Below are 20,894 nucleotides of genomic sequence, written 5' to 3' on the forward strand. Positions count from 1 at the left end.
GCGAATAGCGTGAAATTGCGTTGAATTAAGAACATTCCGCAAGGGATTAATAAGACAGGGATTAAAGAAGAGCACGGCGGCAGCCGTGCTCTGAGAGGGGATTAGTGCTCGCGGGTTTTACGGAACTGAACGTCAGGATAACGTTCCTGGGTCAGGTTCAGGTTCACCATAGTTGGCGCGATATAGGTCAGGTTATCGCCGCCATCCAGCGCCAGCTGAATTTCGTTCTTACGCTTAAATTCTTCGAATTTCTTCACGTCAGAACACTCAACCCAGCGCGCGGTCGCGACGTTTACGGACTCGTAAATCGCTTCCACGTTGTACTCGCTCTTCAGACGTGCAACAACCACGTCGAACTGCAGCACGCCGACCGCGCCCACGATCAGATCGTTGTTCGCGATTGGGCGGAACACCTGCACGGCGCCCTCTTCGGAGAGCTGAACCAGGCCTTTCAGCAGCTGTTTCTGCTTCAGCGGATCGCGCAGACGAATACGGCGGAACAGCTCCGGTGCGAAGTTCGGAATACCGGTGAACTTCATCATTTCACCCTGGGTGAAGGTATCGCCGATCTGAATAGTGCCGTGGTTGTGCAGACCGATGATGTCGCCCGGATACGCCTCTTCAACGTGCGAACGGTCGCCCGCCATAAAGGTCAGCGCGTCGGAGATCACCACGTCTTTCCCGGTACGCACCTGGCGCAGCTTCATGCCCTTTTCATACTTACCGGACACCACGCGCATAAAAGCCACGCGGTCGCGGTGTTTCGGATCCATGTTGGCCTGAATTTTGAAGACGAATCCGGTGAATTTCTCTTCTTTTGCTTCCACTTCGCGGGTGTCGGTTTTACGCGGCATCGGGCGCGGTGCCCACTCCACCAGACCGTCCAGCATGTGGTCAACGCCGAAGTTACCCAGCGCGGTACCGAAGAAGACCGGGGTAATTTCACCGCTCAGGAACAGCTCTTTGTCGAATTCGTGAGACGCGCCTTTGACCAGCTCCAGCTCGTCGCGCAGCTGCGCGGCCAGCTCTTCGCCGACTGCCACGTCCAGCTCAGGGTTATCCAGACCTTTCACCACGCGAACTTCCTGAATGGTGTGGCCTTTACCGGTCTGATACAGGTAGGTTTCGTCTTTATAGAGGTGATACACCCCTTTGAACAGCTTACCGCAGCCAATTGGCCAGGTGATGGGCGCACAGGCGATTTTCAGCTCGCTTTCCACTTCGTCCATCACTTCCATCGGATCGCGGATGTCACGGTCGAGTTTGTTCATGAAGGTGAGGATCGGCGTATCGCGCAGACGGGTGACTTCCATCAGCTTACGGGTCCGGTCTTCTACACCTTTCGCGGCGTCAATCACCATCAGACAGCAGTCCACCGCCGTCAGGGTACGGTAGGTATCTTCAGAGAAGTCTTCGTGGCCCGGGGTGTCCAGCAGGTTCACCAGGCAGTCGTGATACGGGAACTGCATCACGGAGGTGGTAATCGAAATACCACGCTGCTTTTCCATCTCCATCCAGTCAGATTTTGCATGCTGGCTGGAGCCACGGCCTTTAACGGTACCCGCAGTCTGGATCGCCTGTCCGAACAGCAACACCTTCTCGGTGATGGTCGTTTTACCGGCATCCGGGTGCGAGATAATGGCAAAAGTGCGGCGCTTGGCCACCTCTTGCAGATAAGGAGACAACGTCATAATTAAATCTTCTTTTATAAGCGCGGCAGCACGCCACGCATCATGGAATACAAAATTGCGGCTATTTTACCCATCAATGGGGGGCAGGCAATCATTGTTTACACAGGAGTTGCTCCAGTTCGTTCAACGACGTCACGGTCCAGGTCGGCTCGATGCCTTCAGGCTTCACGCGACCATGCGCATTGAGCCAGACGGTCGACAGACCGGCATTCATGCCGCCCAGGATATCTGACTCTGCCGTATCACCCACCATCAGTACGCGATCGCGGTCAGGATTACCGGCCTGCGACAGCGCATAATCGAAAATACGCGGATCCGGTTTAGGTACACCCACCTCTTCGGAGATCACCAGCGCGTCGAAATGATCGCGCAGGCCGGTGCGCTCGAGGCGGATCTGCTGCAGGGCGGTAAAACCGTTGGTGATGATCCCCAGCTTCACCTTGCCTTTCAGCGCATTCAGCAGGGAAACCGCCCCCGGCAGTGGCGCACAGATATCGGCCATCGCGTTCAGGAACGCCTCGTTCAGCGTCCCCGGACTGACCTTTAAGCGTTCCGCCCAGACGTCAAAGCGCTGGTGCTGAAGCTGTAACGCGGTGATGGCACCGTTCTGGTAATCCACCCACAGCGGCTTGTTTACCGCCTGATAGTCCTGAAAATCTTCAGCGGTGAAGGTCACGCTATAGTCGAGAAACATCCGCTGTAGGCCGCCGAACGAATCGAACGTAAACAGCGTTTCGTCGGCATCAAAGAAAATCCAGTCCCATTTCATCGTTACAACCTTATTTTTTATTATCCAATCGGCAGAGCCATTATGATGGCGTCTTCACGTCCCTCTGCGGTGGGGTAGTAGTTACGGCGGATTGTCGCCTCGTTAAAGCCTAAGCTTTCATAGAGCGCGATGGCGGCGACATTCGACGCGCGCACCTCCAGCCACAGGGTGAAAACGTCACGGGTTTCGAGCTCACGGATGAGGTGCTCGAGCAGTTCTCTTCCCAGCCCACGGCGCTGGAACGCGGGATCAACCGCGATATTAAACAGCGTCGCTTCATCAAGAACAACCTGGGTAATCGCGAAGGCGGCCATGGTGCCGTCAACGTCCAGGCGGTAGTTCAGATACCGTTCGCCCTGATTGCTGGCGAAGGTTTTTTCGCTCCACGGAAAGGCGTGGGCGCGTGTTTCAATCGCAAACGCGGTGGTCAGGTCAGGCGTCGTGAGGGAAGAAATCGTGTTCATATTCGCAGATTTGTTGCCATAGCGCGCTGCGCGCTTTTGGGTTGGCTTTCAGTTCGTCCAGCGCGGGCGTGCAGATCTGGCTCCCCTGGAGGGGGATCTCGTTTGTCTCTCCGATACGCCAGCTGTTACAGCGGCTATCAGGAGGAAGCATCGCGACACGCTCTGGCGTCAGCTGTAAAACCTGGTCGGCCGTCATCTTCAGGCTGCGAAGGACATCATCGATCAGGGGTTCATTCAGGGCAGGCAGTTCTTCCGCCACCATCACCAGGCGCACGTGCGCAGGGATGGAAATGGCGATTTCGCCCTGCAACGCCGTCGGGCGACGCAAAGCCCACTGGGTAATGCCCAGCTGCTGCAACTGCCAGTCTCGTCGGGATGTCATAGGGAAAACTCCTGTCTCTCAGGCGCGCAAATATAGCAAATGTGTCGAAAGTGCGCCATCTACCTACTATAATCCCCGCCTGAGTTTATTGAGGAACAATTCATGTCTGCATTTACCCCGGCAAGTGAAGTCTTGCTGCGTCACAGTGATGATTTCGAAGAAAGCCGTATTCTGTTTGCCGGAGATATGCAGGATGACCTGCCTGCGCGTTTCGACTGTGCTGAAAGCCGTGCCCACACCCAATACTACCACCACTGGCAGGTGCTGAGCCGCCAGATGGGCGAGCGCGCGCGCTTTAGCCTGGTGGCGGAGCAGAGCGATATCGCCGACTGCGATACGCTGATTTACTACTGGCCGAAGAATAAACCGGAAGCCCAGTTCCAGCTGATGAACCTGCTCTCCCTGCTGCCGGTCGGCTGCGATATTTTCGTGGTGGGTGAGAACCGCAGCGGCGTGCGTAGCGCTGAACAGATGCTGGAAGGCTACGCGCCGCTGAATAAAGTCGACAGCGCACGCCGCTGTGGTTTGTACCATGGCCGTCTGGAAAAACAGACAACGTTTGATCCACAGGCTTACTGGGACGAGTACCAGCTCGACGGCCTGACCATCAAAACCCTGCCGGGCGTGTTCAGCCGCGACGCGCTGGATACGGGCAGCAAGCTGCTGCTCTCCACCCTGACGCCGCACACCAAAGGCAAAGTGCTGGACGTGGGCTGCGGCGCGGGCGTGCTCTCTACCGTGCTCGCCAGCCATTCACCAAAAGTGCGTTTAACCCTGTGTGACGTGAGCGCCCCGGCGGTAGAAGCCAGCCGCGCAACGCTTGCCGCAAACGGCATTGAAGGCGAGGTGATTGCCAGCAACGTCTTCTCCGACATCACCGGTCGCTTCGACATGATTATCTCCAACCCGCCGTTCCACGACGGCATGGAGACCAGCCTGGAAGCGGCACAAACGCTGATCCGCGGCGCAACCCGTCATCTGAACAGCGGCGGCGAGCTGCGTATTGTCGCGAACGCCTTCCTGGCGTACCCGAAAGTGCTGGACGAAACCTTCGGCTTCCACGAAGTGATAGCCCAGACCGGCCGCTTTAAGGTCTACCGTACCGTGATGACGCGTCAGGCCAAAAAGTAATCTCCACTCCTGCAGGCCGGATAAGCGCAATCACCATCCGGCAAGCAGGCGTCTCCGTTCCGGCCATTTTTGCAGCAATCAATAAAAGGTGAGCACTTTTCAGTTGACGTAAAGCTGAAAACATCTAGAATGCGCCTCCGTGGTTACGATACTTTTACAGTATCGATGGTATGCGAAGGTGGCGGAATTGGTAGACGCGCTAGCTTCAGGTGTTAGTGTCCTTACGGATGTGGGGGTTCGAGTCCCCCCCCTCGCACCATAAATCACAATGATATTGCTCGCACTGGGCGAAGGTGGCGGAATTGGTAGACGCGCTAGCTTCAGGTGTTAGTGTCCTTACGGATGTGGGGGTTCGAGTCCCCCCCCTCGCACCAACGAGGCGATATCAACAATAGTAAGATGACTGTGCGAAGGTGGCGGAATTGGTAGACGCGCTAGCTTCAGGTGTTAGTGTCCTTAGGATGTGGGGGTTCGAGTCCCCCCCCTCGCACCAATTATCTTACATCCCTTCTGAAGTTCCTCTTGTTTTACCTGTTATTTCAAACTCATCAGTATCACCAGAATTCCACTGACCAGCGCTACGCATGATGGCAGTAAAACAAAATGGCGCAGCTGCTTATGCCAGATCATGCCTGACGTGACTAACAGGCCTGACACAATAATCGCTTTCCAGGTATCAAGGGAGAGATCGGCAAACATCAACCCGCCGAGAATGGCTCCCGGTAGCAATACCCCCCAACCACTGCCAAGCGCCCTGTTCAACATGATCTGCCCTCTCACAACGATAATGATAACCAATATCATATGACACAGATTATCATTTGTCAGCTGAATGAATCAAAATCCATCGACCTTTACCTTTCCCGTAATGACAGGAATTGCCTAAGGTGATAAATTGCACACCTGTTAACAACATCTAAAGATTTTCTGATAATTACTCTTTGAGTTTTTTGCATGTTTTATTGCGAAACGGCACCTACTTATTTGTTTTAATTAAATTTTAATAAAAACGCACGACTATGACATCACAATCCTGGCGGTCTTTGGTTCACAGAAAATATCAATTGTCGTTACGTTTATTTTTATTTCTGAACGCAACCTCGGCAGTGTTCTCGGTAACAAATCCGCTCAATTCTGTACGCCTGTTATCTGCCCCACTTATTGCTATTTTCTCCATCAGCACCGGCCTGTTCGTCTGGCACTGGAGAAAGCGCGCGCGGAAGATAAATATTCCCGTTGTTTCAGGGATCTTCGGTATTTTATGGGCCTGGCAAATTGTGTCTAAATTCGCCCTAATTACCCACGACCACGCGACGTATTTGTTAATCGCCCTATTAACGGTACTTTTTATCGGAACGCTGGCATTCGCCAGTAATATCAAAGCATTTACGCTTCATTCATTGCCCACCTTTATTGTCTGCCTGTGGCTAAGCGATCACGATATATGGCTGAGAATGACCTATTCTTTCGCACTTCCTGTGGTGGCAATTGCTATTCATAACATTTTGCAAACGCGTAACGATCGTTTCGCTCAGGAATTGCTCTCTCGCCTGTTGGAAGAGCGAGAAACCCTTACCGATCTCAGCATGATGGACCCGCTTACCGGGCTCTATAATCGTCGCGGTCTGCAAAGCCGTCTGGAGAACCTGCCGACGGTGGAAAATGGCGAGCACTTTGTCCTGCTGATGGATATCGATCACTTCAAAGCCTATAACGATCACTATGGCCATATGATGGGCGATCAGGCACTGAAGCGCGTCTCTGCGGCAATCCGCGACGCCGTGCGCTCTCGCGATATTGTGGCGCGTTTTGGCGGAGAAGAGTTTATGGTGCTGCTGACCAATATTTCTCTCGAACATGCTCGCCAGACGGCCGAGCGGATCCGTCAGAAAGTCTACGATTTGAAAATCCCGCATCTGTTTAATGAGAGTGTCGCGACAAACGTCACCATCAGCATTGGTATTGCTATTTTCGAGGATGAAGACGTGGAAGGCGCGCTGGAAAAAGCGGACAAAGCCCTCTACGAAGCAAAGCATATGGGGCGCAATAACATTCTGTTGAGTGAAGAGCTGCAGACGGCATAAACATCACGGCGGTATCACCCGGACAAAAGTCTTGCCATTGGTATGAGCAATAGTTAGGATTGGCAATCATTATCATTTAGATTTCTATCTACTATGGCTACACATACCGCACACATCGTCGAACCCCTCCTCTGGCGAGCGCCCCTCACCAGCGGGAATGCTTCGCTTGCGGATGCCATACGGGATAAGATTGCGGAGACGCGCGCCCACCTGCTGGACTTTATCCGGCTTGATGAAGCGCACCCGAACCACGCCATGACGCTCTCAGAGTGGCGTCAACCGACAAAACTGCAGTCGCTGCTGGCCACCTATTCCGACCATATCTATCGCAATCAGCCCACCCTTACGCGGGAAAATAAACCGCTGCTCTCACTCTGGGCGCAGTGGTATATCGGGCTGATGGTGCCTCCCCTCATGCTGGCGCTGTTAACCCAGAAGAGCATGCTGGAACTCTCGCCGGATAATTTCCACGTCGAGTTTCACGAAACCGGGCGTGCGGCCTGTTTCTGGATCGATCTGCACGAAGACCAGAACGCTGAACGCCTGACGGCTCAGGAGCGCATGGAGCAGCTTATCACCCAGGCCCTGATCCCGGTGGTGGAAGCGCTTGAAGCGACGGGAGAGATTAACGCGAAGCTTATCTGGAGCAATACGGGCTATTTAATCCACTGGTATTTAACGGAAATGAAGCCTCTGCTTGGTGATGAGAACGTTGATGCCCTGCGTCAGTCCTGTTTCTTTGCAAAACAGCTTTCCGATGGCCGCGACAACCCGTTATTCCGTACCGTTGTGCTCCGTGATGGGCTTCTGGTTCGCCGCACCTGCTGCCAGCGCTACCGCCTGCCGGACGTTAAGCAGTGCGGGGATTGCACGCTGAAATAGTGCAGTGAATTGCCCGGTGGCGCTTCGCTTACCGGGCCTACAAACACAGGCCCGGCCTGATGCCCTCACCCTGTCCCTCTCCCGCTGGGAGAGGGAACAAACACTAAAAACGGCAACCTGAGTTGCCGTTTTGCTTTTACCTAGGCCACCTGCTGATTGTCCTCTTCCGCGTTACGCTGCGCTTCTTCCGCTTCCTGCTCCAGCAGCTGCTTCTCGTACACTTTGAAGAACGGGTAGTAGATGATTGCCGATACGCAGGCCAGAACCACAACCAGAATAGCCGCGCGGAAATCCCAGCCCAGAGCCCACGCTGCGCCTATTGGCGCCGGTGCCGTCCAGGGGACCACTGAGATGACGCGGCCAATCAGGTCAAAGGTCATCGCCGCCCAGGCCAGCACGGCATTTACCATCGGTGCCAGCAGGAACGGAATAAAGAACACCGGGTTCATCACGATTGGCGTACCGAAAATGACGGGTTCGTTGATGTTAAAGAAGCTGGGTACCACGCTCAAACGCCCGATAGAGCGTAAATGCGCTGAACGGCTACGCAGATAGCAAATCACCAGCCCCATCGTTGCGCCCGACCCGCCAATCACGATAAAGAACGTCCAGAACGCCTCCATAAAAATATGTGGCAGAGGCTGGCTGGCGGCCAGCGCGGTCTGGTTCGCACCCAGGTTGGTCAGCCAGAACATCTGCAGCATCCCGGAGACGATGGCGGCGCCGTGGATCCCGGCGAACCACAGCAGATGACCAATCAACACGGCCAGCAGGATCGCAGGCAGCGAATCCGCCGCGGAAACCAGCGGTTTAAAGACCGACATAATGGCCTGCGGGATCAGCATGCCAAACTGAGACTGAATAACCAGGCTCAGAGGATAAAGCGTCAACACCACCACCAGCACCGGGATCAGCAGATCAAAAGAGTTTTTGATCATCGGAGGTACCTGGTCTGGCAGGCGAATACCGATGTTATGCGCCTTGAGGAAACGCATCATCTCAACGCAGTAGATCGCCACCAGAATCGCGGTAAAAATACCCGTTCCACCCAGGCTGTCGACAGGCAGCGTGCCTTTGGTTTTCGGTGCCGCGACCAGCAGAAACGCCATCAGCGACAGCATGGCGCACATAAACGGGTCTAGCTGGTGCGATTTGACATAGTGTTTCCCAAGGTTGTAGGCAATGGCCGCACAAATATAAATGGACATAATGCCCATCGTCATATCAAACGGCGTCAGGATCTGACCTTCAAACTGCTTCGCCATATCCAGCCAGGCTCGGGCGAAACCCCAGGTGGTATCCGGCGAAAACGGCGGGTATGCAAACACTAACAAAAATGAACCCACTATCATAAATGGCATCGCGGAGATGAACCCATCACGGATAGCCATGACATGACGCTGGGAAGAGATCCGCCCGGCAATCGGGCTCACGTAATTTTCAACAAAACGGAATATCAGGTTAAACGCAGCATGGTTGGCAGACATGGCAGATCTCCTGTCAGACGTTTGTTACGGGCACATTTGCGCCGCACGTTGTTCCATAAATCACCTTCACAACCTTGCTGGCTTGTGGACCAGTGGTACTGCTCAGACGGAATGGTTTCATAATTTGCTCTTATTATTGGGTACAGGGGACGTTACGTACTCAGTATTAATCGACGCATCACGCTCTGCAACCGGTTACTGTAACCGGTTTCCGTGATTGTGAAGAGGATCCAGAAATCAGCCGTTCGGGATATTTGTTACTGAAGAGATATTTACAGAGCATAAATTCTTATGACAGATTACGCAGGATATTTGTCAGGAGGAAACAATGAGTTTGCAGTCTGTACAGCAGTTTTTTGCCGACAACGCGCCGGATATAGACGTTATTGAACTTAGCCAGAGTACCGCTACCGTTGCGTTGGCTGCTGCCGCCCATCGTGTTGAACCGGGACAAATCGCCAAAACCTTGTCATTAAAGGTGAAAAATGAGGTGATTTTAGTGGTAGCGAAAGGCGATGCGCGTCTGGATAACAAAAAGCTGAAAGACACGTTTGGTGCGAAAGCGCGCATGCTCAGCAGTGATGAAGTGGTGACCATCACCGGTCACCCCGTTGGCGGCGTGTGCCCGTTCGGCCTGGAAAACCCGCTGGCGGTTTACTGCGATATCTCATTAAAGCAGTACGCCGAAGTCCTGCCCGCAGCAGGCGCAATTCACAGTGCCGTGCGTATTTCACCTGACAGAATGGCAGAGCTGACCTCCGCAAAATGGGTTGATGTTTGCATCTGATTGATGCGCCAGAGCCTGTCTGGCGCGCAACTGGCAGGTTATAAAAAGGTCGGCTTACCGAGTACCGAACTTTGCGGTTCGCTTGCCGGAAGGTGGGTAATAATATCCGCCGCATCGAGCAACCCTACGTCAGAGTTCACCCCCAGCTTCACCATCGCATTAAACTTATGCGCCCGGATGGTCTTAATATTCCGTTCAAGCTGTGCCGCGATTTGAGGAATGGAATAGCCGCAAGACATATACCGCAATATTGCCCGTTCCGTTGGGCTTAACATTCTGCTTTGGCTCTGGTACCAGTGATTCATCTTATTGTCATTGATGCGCAGGGTTTCGCTCAGCAACACCATGAGCTCCTTCTGCAGGTGCTCAAGCTTCAGCGATTTACTGACCACACCGTGAAGGCGTGATGGGGAAAGATGGCTAATTAATCTTGCTTCCATCTCATCAGCGACCAGGATAATGCGCTGGATATGCCCATGCGTAAACGCAAAATCCCGCAGGTGCGCCAGGCAGCTACGACGGTCGTCTCGCGCATCGGAATATGAATAGATCAGCGAGAAAAAGTTGACGTGCTGAAGTGCTTTCTTAAAGCTATCAAATTCACTAAACAGATGCAGCTGATAATGATTCAGGCCGGGCATCGCAAAAAGATGCTGTAGCCCAACAGCACTCATCGTGCAATTTTCGACGACGGCGATATGTCTTGTTGAATCGGTTTTTTCCATTCCTCGAACTCTCCATAGGCTGACATCAAACTCAGCTCTCGCATTCCCTGTGTACTGTTTATCCAGGCGTACATATCGGCATTACTGCGTAATGACAGCCGTCTCATCGCACTGTTTTTCTGCGCACTGACGGTTTTATTGCTCTTCTTGAGCAATGTGGCGATTTGGTTAATCCCCCATCCTTTACCTAACAGCCGCAATACTTTGCGTTCGGAGTGCGTGAGCGCGATAACCTGTTCGTCTTCTTCCCCCGTACTTTGAGGTTCCGGGGTTAACAACGCCTGGCTTACCCGCTCTGCGCGTTCGCTACCTGCCCGAATAGCGTTAACCAGCCCTTCAATGGGTTCAATATCAGAAAGCAACGTACTTTCCGGGCGCACAAGTAACTCAACGGCAATAGGGTTAAGCGGCCGCGAAACTAAAAAGATCCAGTGAATGTTCCGATATTGATTCAATAAACTGAAATACTCTTCGAGCGCGCCCCGAGGATTCCAGTATTCGCCTGAAATATCGGCAATGATGACGTCAGCGCGGCCTAGCTGGAGCAGTGTTAACTCCTGCAATGAACTGCAATAGGTCAATTCAAAATCGGGGAAATGGCGATTCATCACGCCCCCTAACCCGTTTTGCATGACCGGTATCCGGCTAATGATAACGCTATGCTTACCGTGCAAAGACAACATAGACCCTCCGTGTCCATTCTTCATGTGATGAGTAACGTTAAAATGCATCAACGTATGAGTATTTTTCGTCCCTGAGTGTAAAGCAGGTTAATACAAGCAGAAGATGAGATGTATTCTTAGTTTAAGAAATGCCTAAACAGCAGTAATATCTCACAAAGCGAAATTAAATTTAATTGCAGTGTCATTAAAATAACTACAATATAAAATTAGAATAACTAAATATAAATAACTTATATTTTAATATTAATAATTCACCAAAATGATGAATTAATCCCAACCCCTTCCGCGCTTAAGGACAGCAACTGTTTGCATAAACCTTGATCTGACCCACAGCAAGAGGCACTGCACTTTGTGCTAAAAGTAATCGCTATGGGCCAACCGGCAACTTTCCACCTTCTTCAGGACAATACATGCAGGCAGATCGGTCAACGCAGCGTGCTATCACGCGGCTATGTATTCAGTGCGGTCTTTTTCTGCTCCAGCACGGCGCGGAAAGCGCGCTGGTAGAGGAGCTTTCCACCCGGCTGGGACTGGCGCTGGGTATGGATAGCGTTGAAAGCGCTATTTCTTCCAACGCCATCGTGCTGACCACGATCAAAGACGGTCAGTGCCTGACCTCCACCCGCAAAAACCATGACCGCGGCATTAACATGCACGTCGTGACCGAAGTGCAGCACATCGTCATCCTTGCTGAACATAAGCTTCTCGATCTTCGGGAGATTGAAAAACGGTTCAGCCAAATTAAGCCATTACGTTATCCGCGCTGGCTTGTCGTGGTGATGGTAGGGCTGTCGTGCGCCTGCTTTTGTAAGCTCAATAAAGGCGGCTGGGACGGCGCGATCGTCACCTTTTTCGCCAGCAGTATCGCCATGTATGTTCGCCAGCTGCTGACGCACCGGCAGTTGCATCCGCAAATTAACTTCTGCATTACCGCGTTTGTCGCCACAACGGTTTCCGGCCTGCTGCTGCGCCTGCCGCAGTTTGCCACTACCCCGACGATTGCCATGGCCGCCAGCGTGCTTCTGCTTGTTCCGGGCTTTCCATTGATCAACGCCGTTGCCGACATGTTTAAAGGACACATCAATACCGGTCTGGCACGCTGGGCTATTGCCAGCCTGCTGACGCTGGCGACCTGCATCGGCGTAGTAATGGCCATGACACTCTGGGGGTTACGCGGATGGGCGTGATAGATTTTCTGCTGGCGCTGGCGCAGGACATGCTTCTGGCCGCCATTCCTGCCGTCGGCTTTGCGATGGTGTTTAACGTTCCGCAACGCGCTCTGCGGTGGTGTGCGCTGCTGGGCGCAATTGGTCATGGCTCGCGAATGGTGATGATGACCGCAGGATTTAACATCGAATGGTCGACATTTATGGCCTCCATGCTGGTTGGCAGTATCGGCATCCAGTGGTCGCGCTGGTATCTGGCGCATCCCAAGGTGTTCACCGTCGCCGCCGTGATTCCAATGTTCCCGGGCATATCTGCGTATACGGCGATGATATCCGCGGTGAAAATCAGCCATTTTGGCTACACCGAGCCGCAGATGATCCTCCTCCTGAGCAACTTCCTTAAGGCCTCGTCCATCGTCGGCGCGCTCTCCATCGGGCTGTCGATCCCCGGGCTGTGGCTGTACCGCAAACGCCCACGCGTTTGATATTTGTGTTATTTCGCTGCCATGGAGATAATCCTTCTGGTCCGTTTGGTGAAAATAAGGAAAGGATGTGGCTAACCCTGGCAGCGAACACCCCGAGCACAGCGAAGAATCCAGCCTGAAAGAGAAAATTTTTCAGAGCGCCATCGCGCTTTTTGCCGAGTATGGATTGAACGGTGCCCGCATGGAGCAGATCGCGGAAAAAGCGGGCACCACCAAACGCATGGTGGTTTACCATTTTAAGAATAAAGAGAATCTCTATCTCCTGGTTCTGGAACATGTTTACACCCAGATTCGCGCCAGTGAAAAAGCGCTAAGCCTGGCGGGAATGCCCCCCGTCGAAGCGCTGGTCAACCTGGTTGAAGCCACCTTTGACTATCATGCCGACCACCCGGACTACATCCGGATTATCTGCATGGAAAACATGCAGCGGGGCCGCTTTATGCAGCAGTCGAGCTATCTTCGCCAGGTCAACCGCAGCGCGCTCGACCTGCTGGAGGGCATCCTGCACCGGGGCAAAGAAAAACAGCTCTTTAGCCAGACGGTTGACGCCCGCGATCTTCACCGCCTGATAAGCAGCTTCAGCTTTCACTACGTTGCCAACAGTTACACCTTCACGCTCCTGTTTGAAGACGGGGCGGACGAACGGGCTCAGCGCCAGCACTACCGCAAAATGGCCGTTCAGGTGGCGCTCCGCTACACCTGCCCATAAAATTGCTTGCAATTAAATCGCACACTACTTATATTCATCTCATGAACGCGAAAACGAACGACGCAACCGCTGCGCTCAAGCTGAATAACCAGCTCTGCTTTGCCCTCTATTCGGCAAATCTGGCGCTTAACAAGCTGTACCGGCAACTGCTGGCACCGCTGAACCTGACTTACCCGCAATATCTGGTAATGCTGGTGCTGTGGGAGCAGGATGACGTCACGGTGTCGGACATCGGCGAACGCCTGTTTCTGGATTCTGCGACCCTGACGCCGCTGTTAAAACGGCTGGAAAGTGGCGGGTTAATCAACCGTCACCGTTCGCGTAAAGACGAACGTCAGGTCGCCGTTACCCTGAGTGAAGCAGGACGTGAACTACAGCAGCAGGCATTGGGTATTCCCCATGCGGTGGGTTGCGCAGCGCAGTGTGATACAGACACTTTGCTGGCGCTCAAACAGCAGCTCGAACTTTTGCGACAACAGCTACACCGCGCGTAAAGCTATACTTTACGCGTGATTATTACCCATATACATCGCACGCTATTTAATAGCACACGTTAAAGCAAGATGAGGAACCTGCCATGTCTTTAGAAAAAGTTGTTTATACCGCCAAAGCAAAAGCAACCGGTGGCCGTGACGGTCGCGCGACCTCTTCCGATGGCGTACTGGACGTAAAACTGGGCGTGCCGAAAGAGATGGGCGGCATGGGCGGAGAAGTGACGAACCCTGAGCAGCTGTTTGCTGCGGGCTACTCTGCCTGCTTCCTGGGCGCGATGAAGTTCGTGGCCGCACGCGACAAATTTACCCTGCCAAAAGATGCCTTTATTGAAGGCGAAGTGGGTATTGGCCCGCTGCCAACCGGTTTTGGTATCGAAGCAAAACTGAACATCCACGTTGAGGGAATGGATCCCGCGGAAGCCAAAAAGCTGGTCGATGCGGCGCACATTGTTTGCCCGTACTCTAACGCGACCCGCGGCAACATCGACGTGACCCTGAATATCATCGCGTGATAAATGCCTGATGGCGCTGCGCTTATCAGGTCTATGACTGTAGCCCCGGTAAGCGCAGCGCCACCGGGGAAATCCCCTCCTTCCCTTTCCTCTCTCTGTGCTACCATAAGCCCATATCACGCCCGTAGTAATCAGTAGAGTAAGCGTTATGTCCTCCAGAATTCTGACCACCAGCATTGCTGGCATTGATGCCTTTATGCGCGACCCACGCGGTGTGTTGACCCATGCCGAAGGCGGCACGGTTGCGGTTTTTGCCGACAACGCTCCGGCGTTCTACGCAATCACGCCGGAACGCCTGGCGCAGCTTCTGGAGATTGAAGCGCAACTGTCACGCCCGGCGAGCGATGTCGCGCTGGACAACCAGTTCTTTGATGAGCCGGTCAACGTCCCCGTGACCGTTCCGATGGGAAAATTTGCCCTGTACGCGGGCTGGCAGCCGGATGCGGATTTTCAGCGGCAGGCCGCGCTGTGGGGCATCGCGTTAACCCAACCGGCCACCGCCGAAGAGCTCGCCGCGTTTACCTCCTGGTGGCAGGCGGAAGGTAAAGTCTTCACCCATATTCAGTGGCAGCAAAAGCTTGCGCGTCATCTTCAAATTACCCGCGCAGGCAACAACGGCCAGCCCAAACGCGATATCAATATTCTTACCGGACCTGATAAAGAAATACCACGTGGATTCCGAGGTGCTAAATGAAAAATGTCGGCGATTTAATGAAACGTCTACAAAAGATGATGCCTTCACATGTGAAACCCGCTTTTACTACAGGTGAAGAATTACTGGCTTGGCAAAAAGAGCAAGGTCAGCTTCGTTCTGTAGCAATAGCCAGAGAGAACCGAGCGATGAAGATGCAGCGAACCTTCAATCGTTCTGGAATCCGCCCTTTACACCAAAACTGCTCTTTTGAAAATTACAAAGTAGAGTGCGAAGGACAATTAAAAGCTTTAAATGATGCTCGTCGGTATGTAAATGAATTCGACGGTAATATTTCAAGCTTTATCTTTCAAGGGAATCCAGGCACAGGAAAAAACCATTTAGCAGCAGCAATCTGTAATGAATTACTGCTTAGAGGTAAGTCTGTCTTAATCATCACCGTTGCAGACATCATGTCAGCAATGAAAGACACTTTCAGCAATCGCGAAACCAGTGAAGAGCAACTGCTTAACGACCTGAGCAACGTTGATTTACTGGTAATCGACGAAATTGGCGTCCAGACAGAATCACGCTACGAAAAAGTGATCATCAACCAGATAGTCGATCGCCGCTCCTCATCCAAAAGACCAACTGGAATGCTGACTAACCATAAGCTTGAGGAAATGAAGCGTTTGTTAGGTGATAGGGTTATAGATCGAATGATGTTAGGTGACAGTCTTTACGTCATCTTCGACTGGGAAAGTTATCGCAGCCGCGTCACCGGCAAAGAGTATTAAGACAGTTCCAGGAATCGCCGCCAGGGCATAGGTATATACTGGAACCCCTTCGGCCCAAAACGGACCTTTTTGAGAGAGCCATGATGAAAAAACAGATTCTAATCAGCACCTTTTTAGGCGCGTTGCTGGTGACCGGCGCAGCGCAAGCGGCGTCCTGGCAGGAGTCCCTGTCAAGCGCGGCAAATGAGCTGACCAAAGAGAGCAGCAGCTCTCAGGGTGGACTCTCCGCCTCTTCCCTCACCAGCCTGCTGGGCAACAGCTCTCAGAGCCTCAGCGCGGGCACGATGAACAATGCGGCGGGGATTCTGGAATATTGCGCGAAGCAAAAGCTGGCCTCCGTGACCGACGCGCAAAACGTGAAAAACCAGGTGTTGGGTAAACTGGGTCTGGATACCCAGGAGCAGAAAGCGGACACCAACTATATGGACGGCATTCAGGGCCTGCTTAACGCGCAAAACGGGCAGCAGCTAAACCTGAGCACCCTCGGCAACTCTTCTCTGGCAAAACAGGTGAAAACCAAAGCATGCGATCTGGTGCTGAAACAGGGCGTTAATTTCATCTCCTGATCCACCCCATTTTCTGCCACAACACGCCGCGTTTAATGCGATAGTCTTGCAACGCGGCGCTAAACGAGCGTTTTTCCCACCTGCCACCGTCTCAGCGTCCGTTTGTCAGGATGCGACCTTCTTCATAAAAACGATTTTCTAAACCAAATCCTAACAACAGCACACTTTCGTGACACTAAAATTGCAGCTTAACGACATCGCAATTACATTGTATGACCCAAAAAATAAACAGTTAGCCAGCGAAGCACCTGGCGTCATGAGGATATGCTGTTGTCAGAATTCATGTCTCTTATCCTTTTTCTGGCTTCTGTCGGCGTTTACGCCTGGAAAGCCGGCCGTCACACCTGGTGGTTTATCGCCACGCTGGTAGTACTCGGCATTTTTATTATTTTAAACATTACCTTATACGCCAGCGACTACTTTACCGGTGACGGTATTAACGATGCGGTGCTCTACACGCTGACGAACAGCCTGACGGGCGCGGGTGTGGGCAAGTACATACTTCCGGGGCTCGGCATTATCGTCGCGCTGGTGACGATTTTTGGCGCGCTGGCCTGGGTGCTGCGTCGCCGCCGCCATCTTCCGCACCATCATGGCTACAGCCTGCTGGCGTTATTCCTGGCCCTGGCCTCCGTCGACGCCAGCCCGGCGTTCCATCAGATCACCGAGCTGGTGAAATCCCAGTCGCGCGATGGCGATCCTGATTTCGCGGCTTACTATAAAGAACCGTCCAAAACGATCGCCAGCCCGAAGCTCAATCTGGTCTACATCTACGGCGAAAGCCTGGAGCGCACGTACTTTGATAACGATGCCTTCCCGAACCTGACGCCAGATCTGGGGGCGCTGAAAAACGAAGGTCTCGACTTCAGCCACACCATGCAGCTTCCCGGCACAGATTATACGATTGCCGGTATGGTTGCCTCCCAGTGCGGTATCCCGCTGTTCGCGCCTTTTGAAGGTAACGCCTCAGCCTCAATGTCGACGTTCTTCCCACAGAATATTTGCCTCGGCGATATCCTGAAAAACTCCGGCTACGAAAACTATTTTGTGCAGGGGGCAAACCTGCGCTTTGCCGGAAAAGACGTGTTCCTGAAATCCCACGGTTTTGACCACCTGTATGGCTCAGAAGAGTTAAAGACGACGGTTGCCGATCCGAGCTACCGTAACGACTGGGGCTTCTATGACGATACGGTACTCGACGAAACCTGGAAGAAATTCGAGGAGCTTTCCCGCGCGGGCAAGCGTTTCTCCCTCTTTGCGCTGACGGTGGATACCCACCATCCGGACGGGTTCGTCTCGCGCAGCTGCAAACGCAAAAGCTATGACGTTGACGGCAAAAACAACAAGTCGTTCAGCGCCGTCACCTGCAGCCAGGAGCACATTGCCGCGCTGGTCGAGAAAATCAAAGCCTCGCCCTGGTTTAAAAACACCGTCATTGTCGTTTCGTCTGACCATCTGGCGATGAAAAACAGCGCCTGGGACCAGCTCAACAAGCAGGATCGCAGCAACCTGTTCTTCGTCCTGCGCGGCGACCAGCCGCAGCAGGAGGTCATTGCCACCAAACGCAACTCCATGGATAACGGCGCAACCGTGCTGGACATTCTGGGCGGCGACAACTTTATTGGCCTGGGCCGCAGCACGCTGTCGGGGCAATCCCTGTCGGAAGTGTTCCTCAACATGAAGGATAAAATCCTCGCCTGGAAGCCAGACATTATCCGCCTGTGGAACTTCCCGAAAGAGATGAAGGACTTCACCGTCGATCGGGATAAAAACACGATTGCCTTCTCGGGCAGCAGCTTCCGTCTGCCGCTGCTGGTGCGCGTGTCGGAGGGGCGCGTCGAGCCGCTGCCGGAAAGCGAATATTCCGCGCCGCTGCGCTATCAGCTGGCCGATTTTGCCCCACGCGATAATTTCGTCTGGGTCGACCGGTGCTACAAAATGGGCCAGCTCTGGTCGCAGCCGCTGGCGCTTTCTACCGACTGGTGCGTCTCTCAGGGCCAGCTCGGCGGAGAGCAAACCGTGCAGCACGTGGACAAAGCCCAGTGGAAAGGTAAAACCGCGTTCAACGATACGGTGATTGATACCGCGCGCTATCAGCACAACATCGACATGCTTAAAATCAGCGATAACGATATTCGCTACAAAGCGGACAGCTTTATCTTTAACGTGGCTGGCGCGCCCGAGGAAGTGAAGCAGTTTAGCGGCATCTCGCGTCCGGAGTCCTGGGGACGCTGGTCAAACGCGCAGCTGGGCAACGAGGTAAAAATTGAGTACGCCCATCCCCTGCCGGAACAGTTCGACCTGGTGATCACCGCCAGAGCGTATGGCCCCAACGCTAACAAGCCCGTCCCCGTGCGCGTGGGCGATCGGGAGCAGACGCTGACGCTTGGGAACGACGTGAGCACGCAGACGCTGCATTTTGAGAATCCTTCGCGCAGCAATACCCTGGTGATAGTGCCGCCGGACCCGCAGTCCACGAATGAGGGGAATATCCTTGGACACTCACCGCGCGAGCTCGGGATCGGCATGGTTGAAATCAAAATCGTCAGCAAAGCGGGTTAATAGGCGTCGCGCCCGGCGTACTGCCGGGCGCTTATGAAAATAAATAATCCTATACATTGCTTATAAATTAGATAAAAACACTTTATATAAGCCATTTTTATCTATAAATATCCCGCCAAAATACAAATCCATAAAATGTGCGACTCCTGAAATCACAACGGAGCGTTACGCACTTTTATCATGCTAACCGGCTATAAGTTCGAATCCATCCGGGCACTGCGCAGTGAAAATGTGATTGCCTGGGAGGTATTGTCTACGGCAAAGCCCCACGTCAATCTTGAAGATTACTTTGGCTCGATGCCCGCGACGCAGCGTAAAGCGCACTTCTTTGCGCAGCTTCGTCATGCCATGTTTTGCAAGGATGGCGACAAGTATTATCTCAATGCGACATCGGATTTACTGCTGGAAACGGACTTCCTCGACAGGCTAAAAGAAGAGACACCCTGCCCGGAGAGACTTGCTATCGAGGTCACCGACCTCCATACGATGGTCCAGCTCGAGGATACGCAAAGCCAGGCACTGCGGAAATGCATCGCGACGCTCCATCAGTGGGGGATAGAAGTGTGGGCAGACGATGTCTGCGAAGACCTTCTTCCCAATCTTCTGACCAGTCAGATCCGCTTCTGCGGCATCAAAATTGACAAACATACCTTCTGGAACGGGCGGAGCGAGCAGGCAAAGTTTCTGCATCTCACCCGCCAGTGCAAGCGCGTCGCCAGCAAGGTGCTGATCGAAGGCATCGAAACCGCGGGTGATTTCGCGCTGGCCCGCGCCAGCGCGGCCGATTACGGCCAGGGCTATCTGTGGGGTAGAAAATGACCCCTTTCATTCCGAACGCTGGTTATCAGGTTATCGTTCTGAGCGGGAATACGTTTTTATGGCTTGGCCTCACTTCGATTATCTCGACGGCCGTTACCCCTCGCCCGGAGATGTATTGGATCCATGACGTTAATCCTGAAGGGCTTTTGCACCTGCAGGAACGGCTGCTCAATACGCACGCTGGAGAGAACTGGCTGGTATTTACGGATGCCGCGCGGGTCTGCGACGTTCACGCCTGCCTGCGCAACGAGCGGGTCCGAGTGGTCGCGGACAACCTCTCGTATGCGCAGCTCAGCCACTGTTTTAGCGACACGACATTCGCCTTCGAAAACGCCGCCACGCTCTCGCATCAGGAGAGGCGGGTTTGCATGTTGCTCCATAAAGGATTCAGTCCGGTTCGCATCGCAAAAATCATGAATAAGTCCCCTAAAACGATCTACACCCACAAGCGTAACGCGATGAACAAATTTTGCTGTCATAGCCTGGCGGAATTCCATCGAAAACTCTGCCTGCTGGACGCTCAGTCATTCGCTTTGTAATTGCACTGTTACTCACGTCAGGAAATAAGATCATGAAAATTATTCCCACCCTTGTATGTTGTTCCGTTCTCCTGCTTCCTGCTGCTGCGATCGCCGCAGACAGTACCGCAAGCGCGACGATGCACGTATCACTTGAGGTCGTGAAGTCGTGCACCCTTAAAGCCAACGACCTCAACTTCTCGCGTCACGGCTCCGATGAGTCGAGCGAAATCCAGGCCAAAACGCAGGTCGATATCGTCTGTACCAACGGCACGCCTTTCACCCTCACGGCCACCAGCAACGACGGCGAAAACGGTACCTTCTGGCTGAAGCCGGAAAACGGCGAAACGGGCGCGCAGAAGATTGCGTGGAAACTCTTTGCCGACGAAGGCAAACAGACGCAAATCACCGGCACGAATGGCCTGGACGATACCGGCAACGGTGCGGAACAGGAGGAAACGCTGTATGGCGTCATTGACGCCGGGGCGCTGACAACCGCCCAGGCAGGTACCTACAGCGACGATATCACGTTGAAACTGGAGTACTGATC

24 protein-coding genes and 3 tRNA genes are annotated in these 20,894 nt (G+C 53.3%); 19 read left to right on the forward strand and 8 right to left on the reverse strand.

Going from position 1 to position 20,894, the window contains the following annotated elements; genetic code table 11:
• Positions 1-101 precede the first annotated feature (101 nt).
• The 4 genes from prfC to P346_RS07635 form a co-directional block, all read right to left on the reverse strand.
• Positions 102-1,691, reverse strand: a complete 1,590-nt coding sequence (gene prfC / locus P346_RS07650; protein WP_032660822.1) for a peptide chain release factor 3 — start codon at positions 1,689-1,691, stop codon at positions 102-104.
• Between the two features lie 91 nt (positions 1,692-1,782).
• Positions 1,783-2,460: a pyrimidine 5'-nucleotidase gene (gene yjjG, locus P346_RS07645; protein ID WP_032660825.1), complete on the reverse strand. Its 678-nt coding sequence runs from the start codon at positions 2,458-2,460 to the stop codon at positions 1,783-1,785.
• Positions 2,461-2,480: 20 nt separating this feature from the next.
• Positions 2,481-2,924 carry a ribosomal protein S18-alanine N-acetyltransferase gene (gene rimI, locus P346_RS07640; protein ID WP_023334424.1) on the reverse strand — a complete coding sequence of 148 codons (444 nt, stop codon included), beginning with the start codon at positions 2,922-2,924 and terminating at the stop codon, positions 2,481-2,483.
• Positions 2,893-3,306, reverse strand: a complete 414-nt coding sequence (locus tag P346_RS07635) for a DNA polymerase III subunit psi (protein ID WP_029740017.1) — start codon at positions 3,304-3,306, stop codon at positions 2,893-2,895. Before P346_RS07635 ends, rimI begins: the two co-directional genes overlap by 32 nt.
• Before the next feature lie 102 nt (positions 3,307-3,408).
• On the opposite strand from P346_RS07635, the gene rsmC reads away from it, so the two are divergent.
• The 4 genes from rsmC to P346_RS07615 all read left to right on the forward strand — a co-directional run bounded on the left by rsmC (position 3,409) and on the right by P346_RS07615 (position 4,930).
• Complete coding sequence (gene rsmC / locus P346_RS07630; protein WP_032660827.1) at positions 3,409-4,437, forward strand: 16S rRNA (guanine(1207)-N(2))-methyltransferase RsmC; 1,029 nt, start codon at positions 3,409-3,411, stop codon at positions 4,435-4,437.
• Positions 4,438-4,609: 172 nt separating this feature from the next.
• Positions 4,610-4,696, forward strand: a tRNA-Leu gene (locus P346_RS07625).
• 28 nt (positions 4,697-4,724) lie between these two features.
• A tRNA-Leu gene (locus P346_RS07620) sits at positions 4,725-4,811 on the forward strand.
• Between the two features lie 33 nt (positions 4,812-4,844).
• Positions 4,845-4,930 (forward strand) — tRNA-Leu (locus P346_RS07615).
• A 41-nt stretch (positions 4,931-4,971) separates the two neighbouring features.
• Here P346_RS07615 and P346_RS07610 read toward each other — a convergent pair.
• Positions 4,972-5,241 (reverse strand): DUF1435 domain-containing protein, encoded by a 270-nt coding sequence (locus tag P346_RS07610; protein ID WP_032660829.1) that lies wholly within the window; start codon positions 5,239-5,241, stop codon positions 4,972-4,974.
• 215 nt (positions 5,242-5,456) lie between these two features.
• On the opposite strand from P346_RS07610, the gene P346_RS07605 reads away from it, so the two are divergent.
• Together P346_RS07605 and fhuF are read left to right on the forward strand one after the other, a co-directional pair.
• Positions 5,457-6,521: a GGDEF domain-containing protein gene (locus tag P346_RS07605; RefSeq protein ID WP_029740020.1), complete on the forward strand. Its 1,065-nt coding sequence runs from the start codon at positions 5,457-5,459 to the stop codon at positions 6,519-6,521.
• A gap of 93 nt (positions 6,522-6,614) precedes the next feature.
• On the forward strand, positions 6,615-7,403 hold the full coding sequence (gene fhuF, locus P346_RS07600; RefSeq protein ID WP_032660831.1) for a siderophore-iron reductase FhuF: 789 nt from the start codon (positions 6,615-6,617) through the stop codon (positions 7,401-7,403).
• A 140-nt stretch (positions 7,404-7,543) separates the two neighbouring features.
• On the opposite strand, the gene P346_RS07595 is transcribed toward fhuF, so the two are convergent.
• Positions 7,544-8,890, reverse strand: a complete 1,347-nt coding sequence (locus P346_RS07595; protein ID WP_032660833.1) for a PTS sugar transporter subunit IIC — start codon at positions 8,888-8,890, stop codon at positions 7,544-7,546.
• 328 nt (positions 8,891-9,218) lie between these two features.
• On the opposite strand from P346_RS07595, the gene P346_RS07590 reads away from it, so the two are divergent.
• Positions 9,219-9,677 (forward strand): YbaK/EbsC family protein, encoded by a 459-nt coding sequence (locus P346_RS07590; protein WP_008502085.1) that lies wholly within the window; start codon positions 9,219-9,221, stop codon positions 9,675-9,677.
• Between the two features lie 38 nt (positions 9,678-9,715).
• Here P346_RS07590 and bglJ read toward each other — a convergent pair whose 3' ends face one another.
• Positions 9,716-10,351: a DNA-binding transcriptional activator BglJ gene (gene bglJ, locus P346_RS07585; protein WP_032660835.1), complete on the reverse strand. Its 636-nt coding sequence runs from the start codon at positions 10,349-10,351 to the stop codon at positions 9,716-9,718.
• Positions 10,348-11,085 carry a helix-turn-helix transcriptional regulator gene (locus tag P346_RS07580; protein ID WP_032660837.1) on the reverse strand — a complete coding sequence of 246 codons (738 nt, stop codon included), beginning with the start codon at positions 11,083-11,085 and terminating at the stop codon, positions 10,348-10,350. Before P346_RS07580 ends, bglJ begins: the two co-directional genes overlap by 4 nt.
• Before the next feature lie 410 nt (positions 11,086-11,495).
• Here P346_RS07580 and P346_RS07575 point away from each other — a divergent pair, with 410 nt between their 5' ends.
• The 12 genes from P346_RS07575 (at position 11,496) to P346_RS07520 (ending at position 20,892) form a co-directional block, all read left to right on the forward strand.
• Entirely contained in the window at positions 11,496-12,272 is a 777-nt protein-coding gene (locus P346_RS07575) for a threonine/serine ThrE exporter family protein (protein WP_023310303.1), read from the forward strand.
• On the forward strand, positions 12,263-12,736 hold the full coding sequence (locus P346_RS07570) for a threonine/serine exporter (RefSeq protein ID WP_023310302.1): 474 nt from the start codon (positions 12,263-12,265) through the stop codon (positions 12,734-12,736). The genes P346_RS07575 and P346_RS07570 overlap by 10 nt, the downstream gene beginning before the upstream one ends.
• A 67-nt stretch (positions 12,737-12,803) precedes the next feature.
• Entirely contained in the window at positions 12,804-13,445 is a 642-nt protein-coding gene (locus P346_RS07565; protein ID WP_032660841.1) for a TetR family transcriptional regulator, read from the forward strand.
• 41 nt (positions 13,446-13,486) lie between these two features.
• Entirely contained in the window at positions 13,487-13,939 is a 453-nt protein-coding gene (locus tag P346_RS07560) for a MarR family winged helix-turn-helix transcriptional regulator (RefSeq protein ID WP_032660990.1), read from the forward strand.
• Positions 13,940-14,022: 83 nt separating this feature from the next.
• Positions 14,023-14,451, forward strand: a complete 429-nt coding sequence (locus tag P346_RS07555; RefSeq protein ID WP_023310299.1) for an organic hydroperoxide resistance protein — start codon at positions 14,023-14,025, stop codon at positions 14,449-14,451.
• Between the two features lie 148 nt (positions 14,452-14,599).
• Positions 14,600-15,145: a primosomal protein DnaT gene (gene dnaT, locus P346_RS07550; protein ID WP_032660843.1), complete on the forward strand. Its 546-nt coding sequence runs from the start codon at positions 14,600-14,602 to the stop codon at positions 15,143-15,145.
• On the forward strand, positions 15,142-15,879 hold the full coding sequence (gene dnaC / locus P346_RS07545; RefSeq protein ID WP_032660845.1) for a DNA replication protein DnaC: 738 nt from the start codon (positions 15,142-15,144) through the stop codon (positions 15,877-15,879). The genes dnaT and dnaC overlap by 4 nt, the downstream gene beginning before the upstream one ends.
• 83 nt (positions 15,880-15,962) lie before the next feature.
• Complete coding sequence (locus P346_RS07540) at positions 15,963-16,445, forward strand: DUF2501 domain-containing protein (protein WP_073001066.1); 483 nt, start codon at positions 15,963-15,965, stop codon at positions 16,443-16,445.
• A 270-nt stretch (positions 16,446-16,715) separates the two neighbouring features.
• Positions 16,716-19,007, forward strand: a complete 2,292-nt coding sequence (gene opgB, locus P346_RS07535) for a phosphatidylglycerol--membrane-oligosaccharide glycerophosphotransferase (RefSeq protein ID WP_032660992.1) — start codon at positions 16,716-16,718, stop codon at positions 19,005-19,007.
• A 180-nt stretch (positions 19,008-19,187) separates the two neighbouring features.
• A complete protein-coding gene (locus P346_RS07530; RefSeq protein ID WP_032660850.1) occupies positions 19,188-19,826 on the forward strand; it encodes an EAL domain-containing protein in 639 nt (212 codons plus the stop codon).
• The gene (locus P346_RS07525; protein ID WP_032660853.1) at positions 19,823-20,365 is read left to right on the forward strand and encodes a helix-turn-helix transcriptional regulator; all 543 of its coding nucleotides are present in this window, start codon (positions 19,823-19,825) and stop codon (positions 20,363-20,365) included. Before P346_RS07530 ends, P346_RS07525 begins: the two co-directional genes overlap by 4 nt.
• Before the next feature lie 32 nt (positions 20,366-20,397).
• Entirely contained in the window at positions 20,398-20,892 is a 495-nt protein-coding gene (locus tag P346_RS07520) for a Csu type fimbrial protein (protein ID WP_029741339.1), read from the forward strand.
• Positions 20,893-20,894 lie beyond the last annotated feature (2 nt).

This window comes from Enterobacter sp. DC1, from assembly GCF_000568075.1.
Classification (GTDB): Bacteria; Pseudomonadota; Gammaproteobacteria; order Enterobacterales; family Enterobacteriaceae; genus Enterobacter; species Enterobacter asburiae.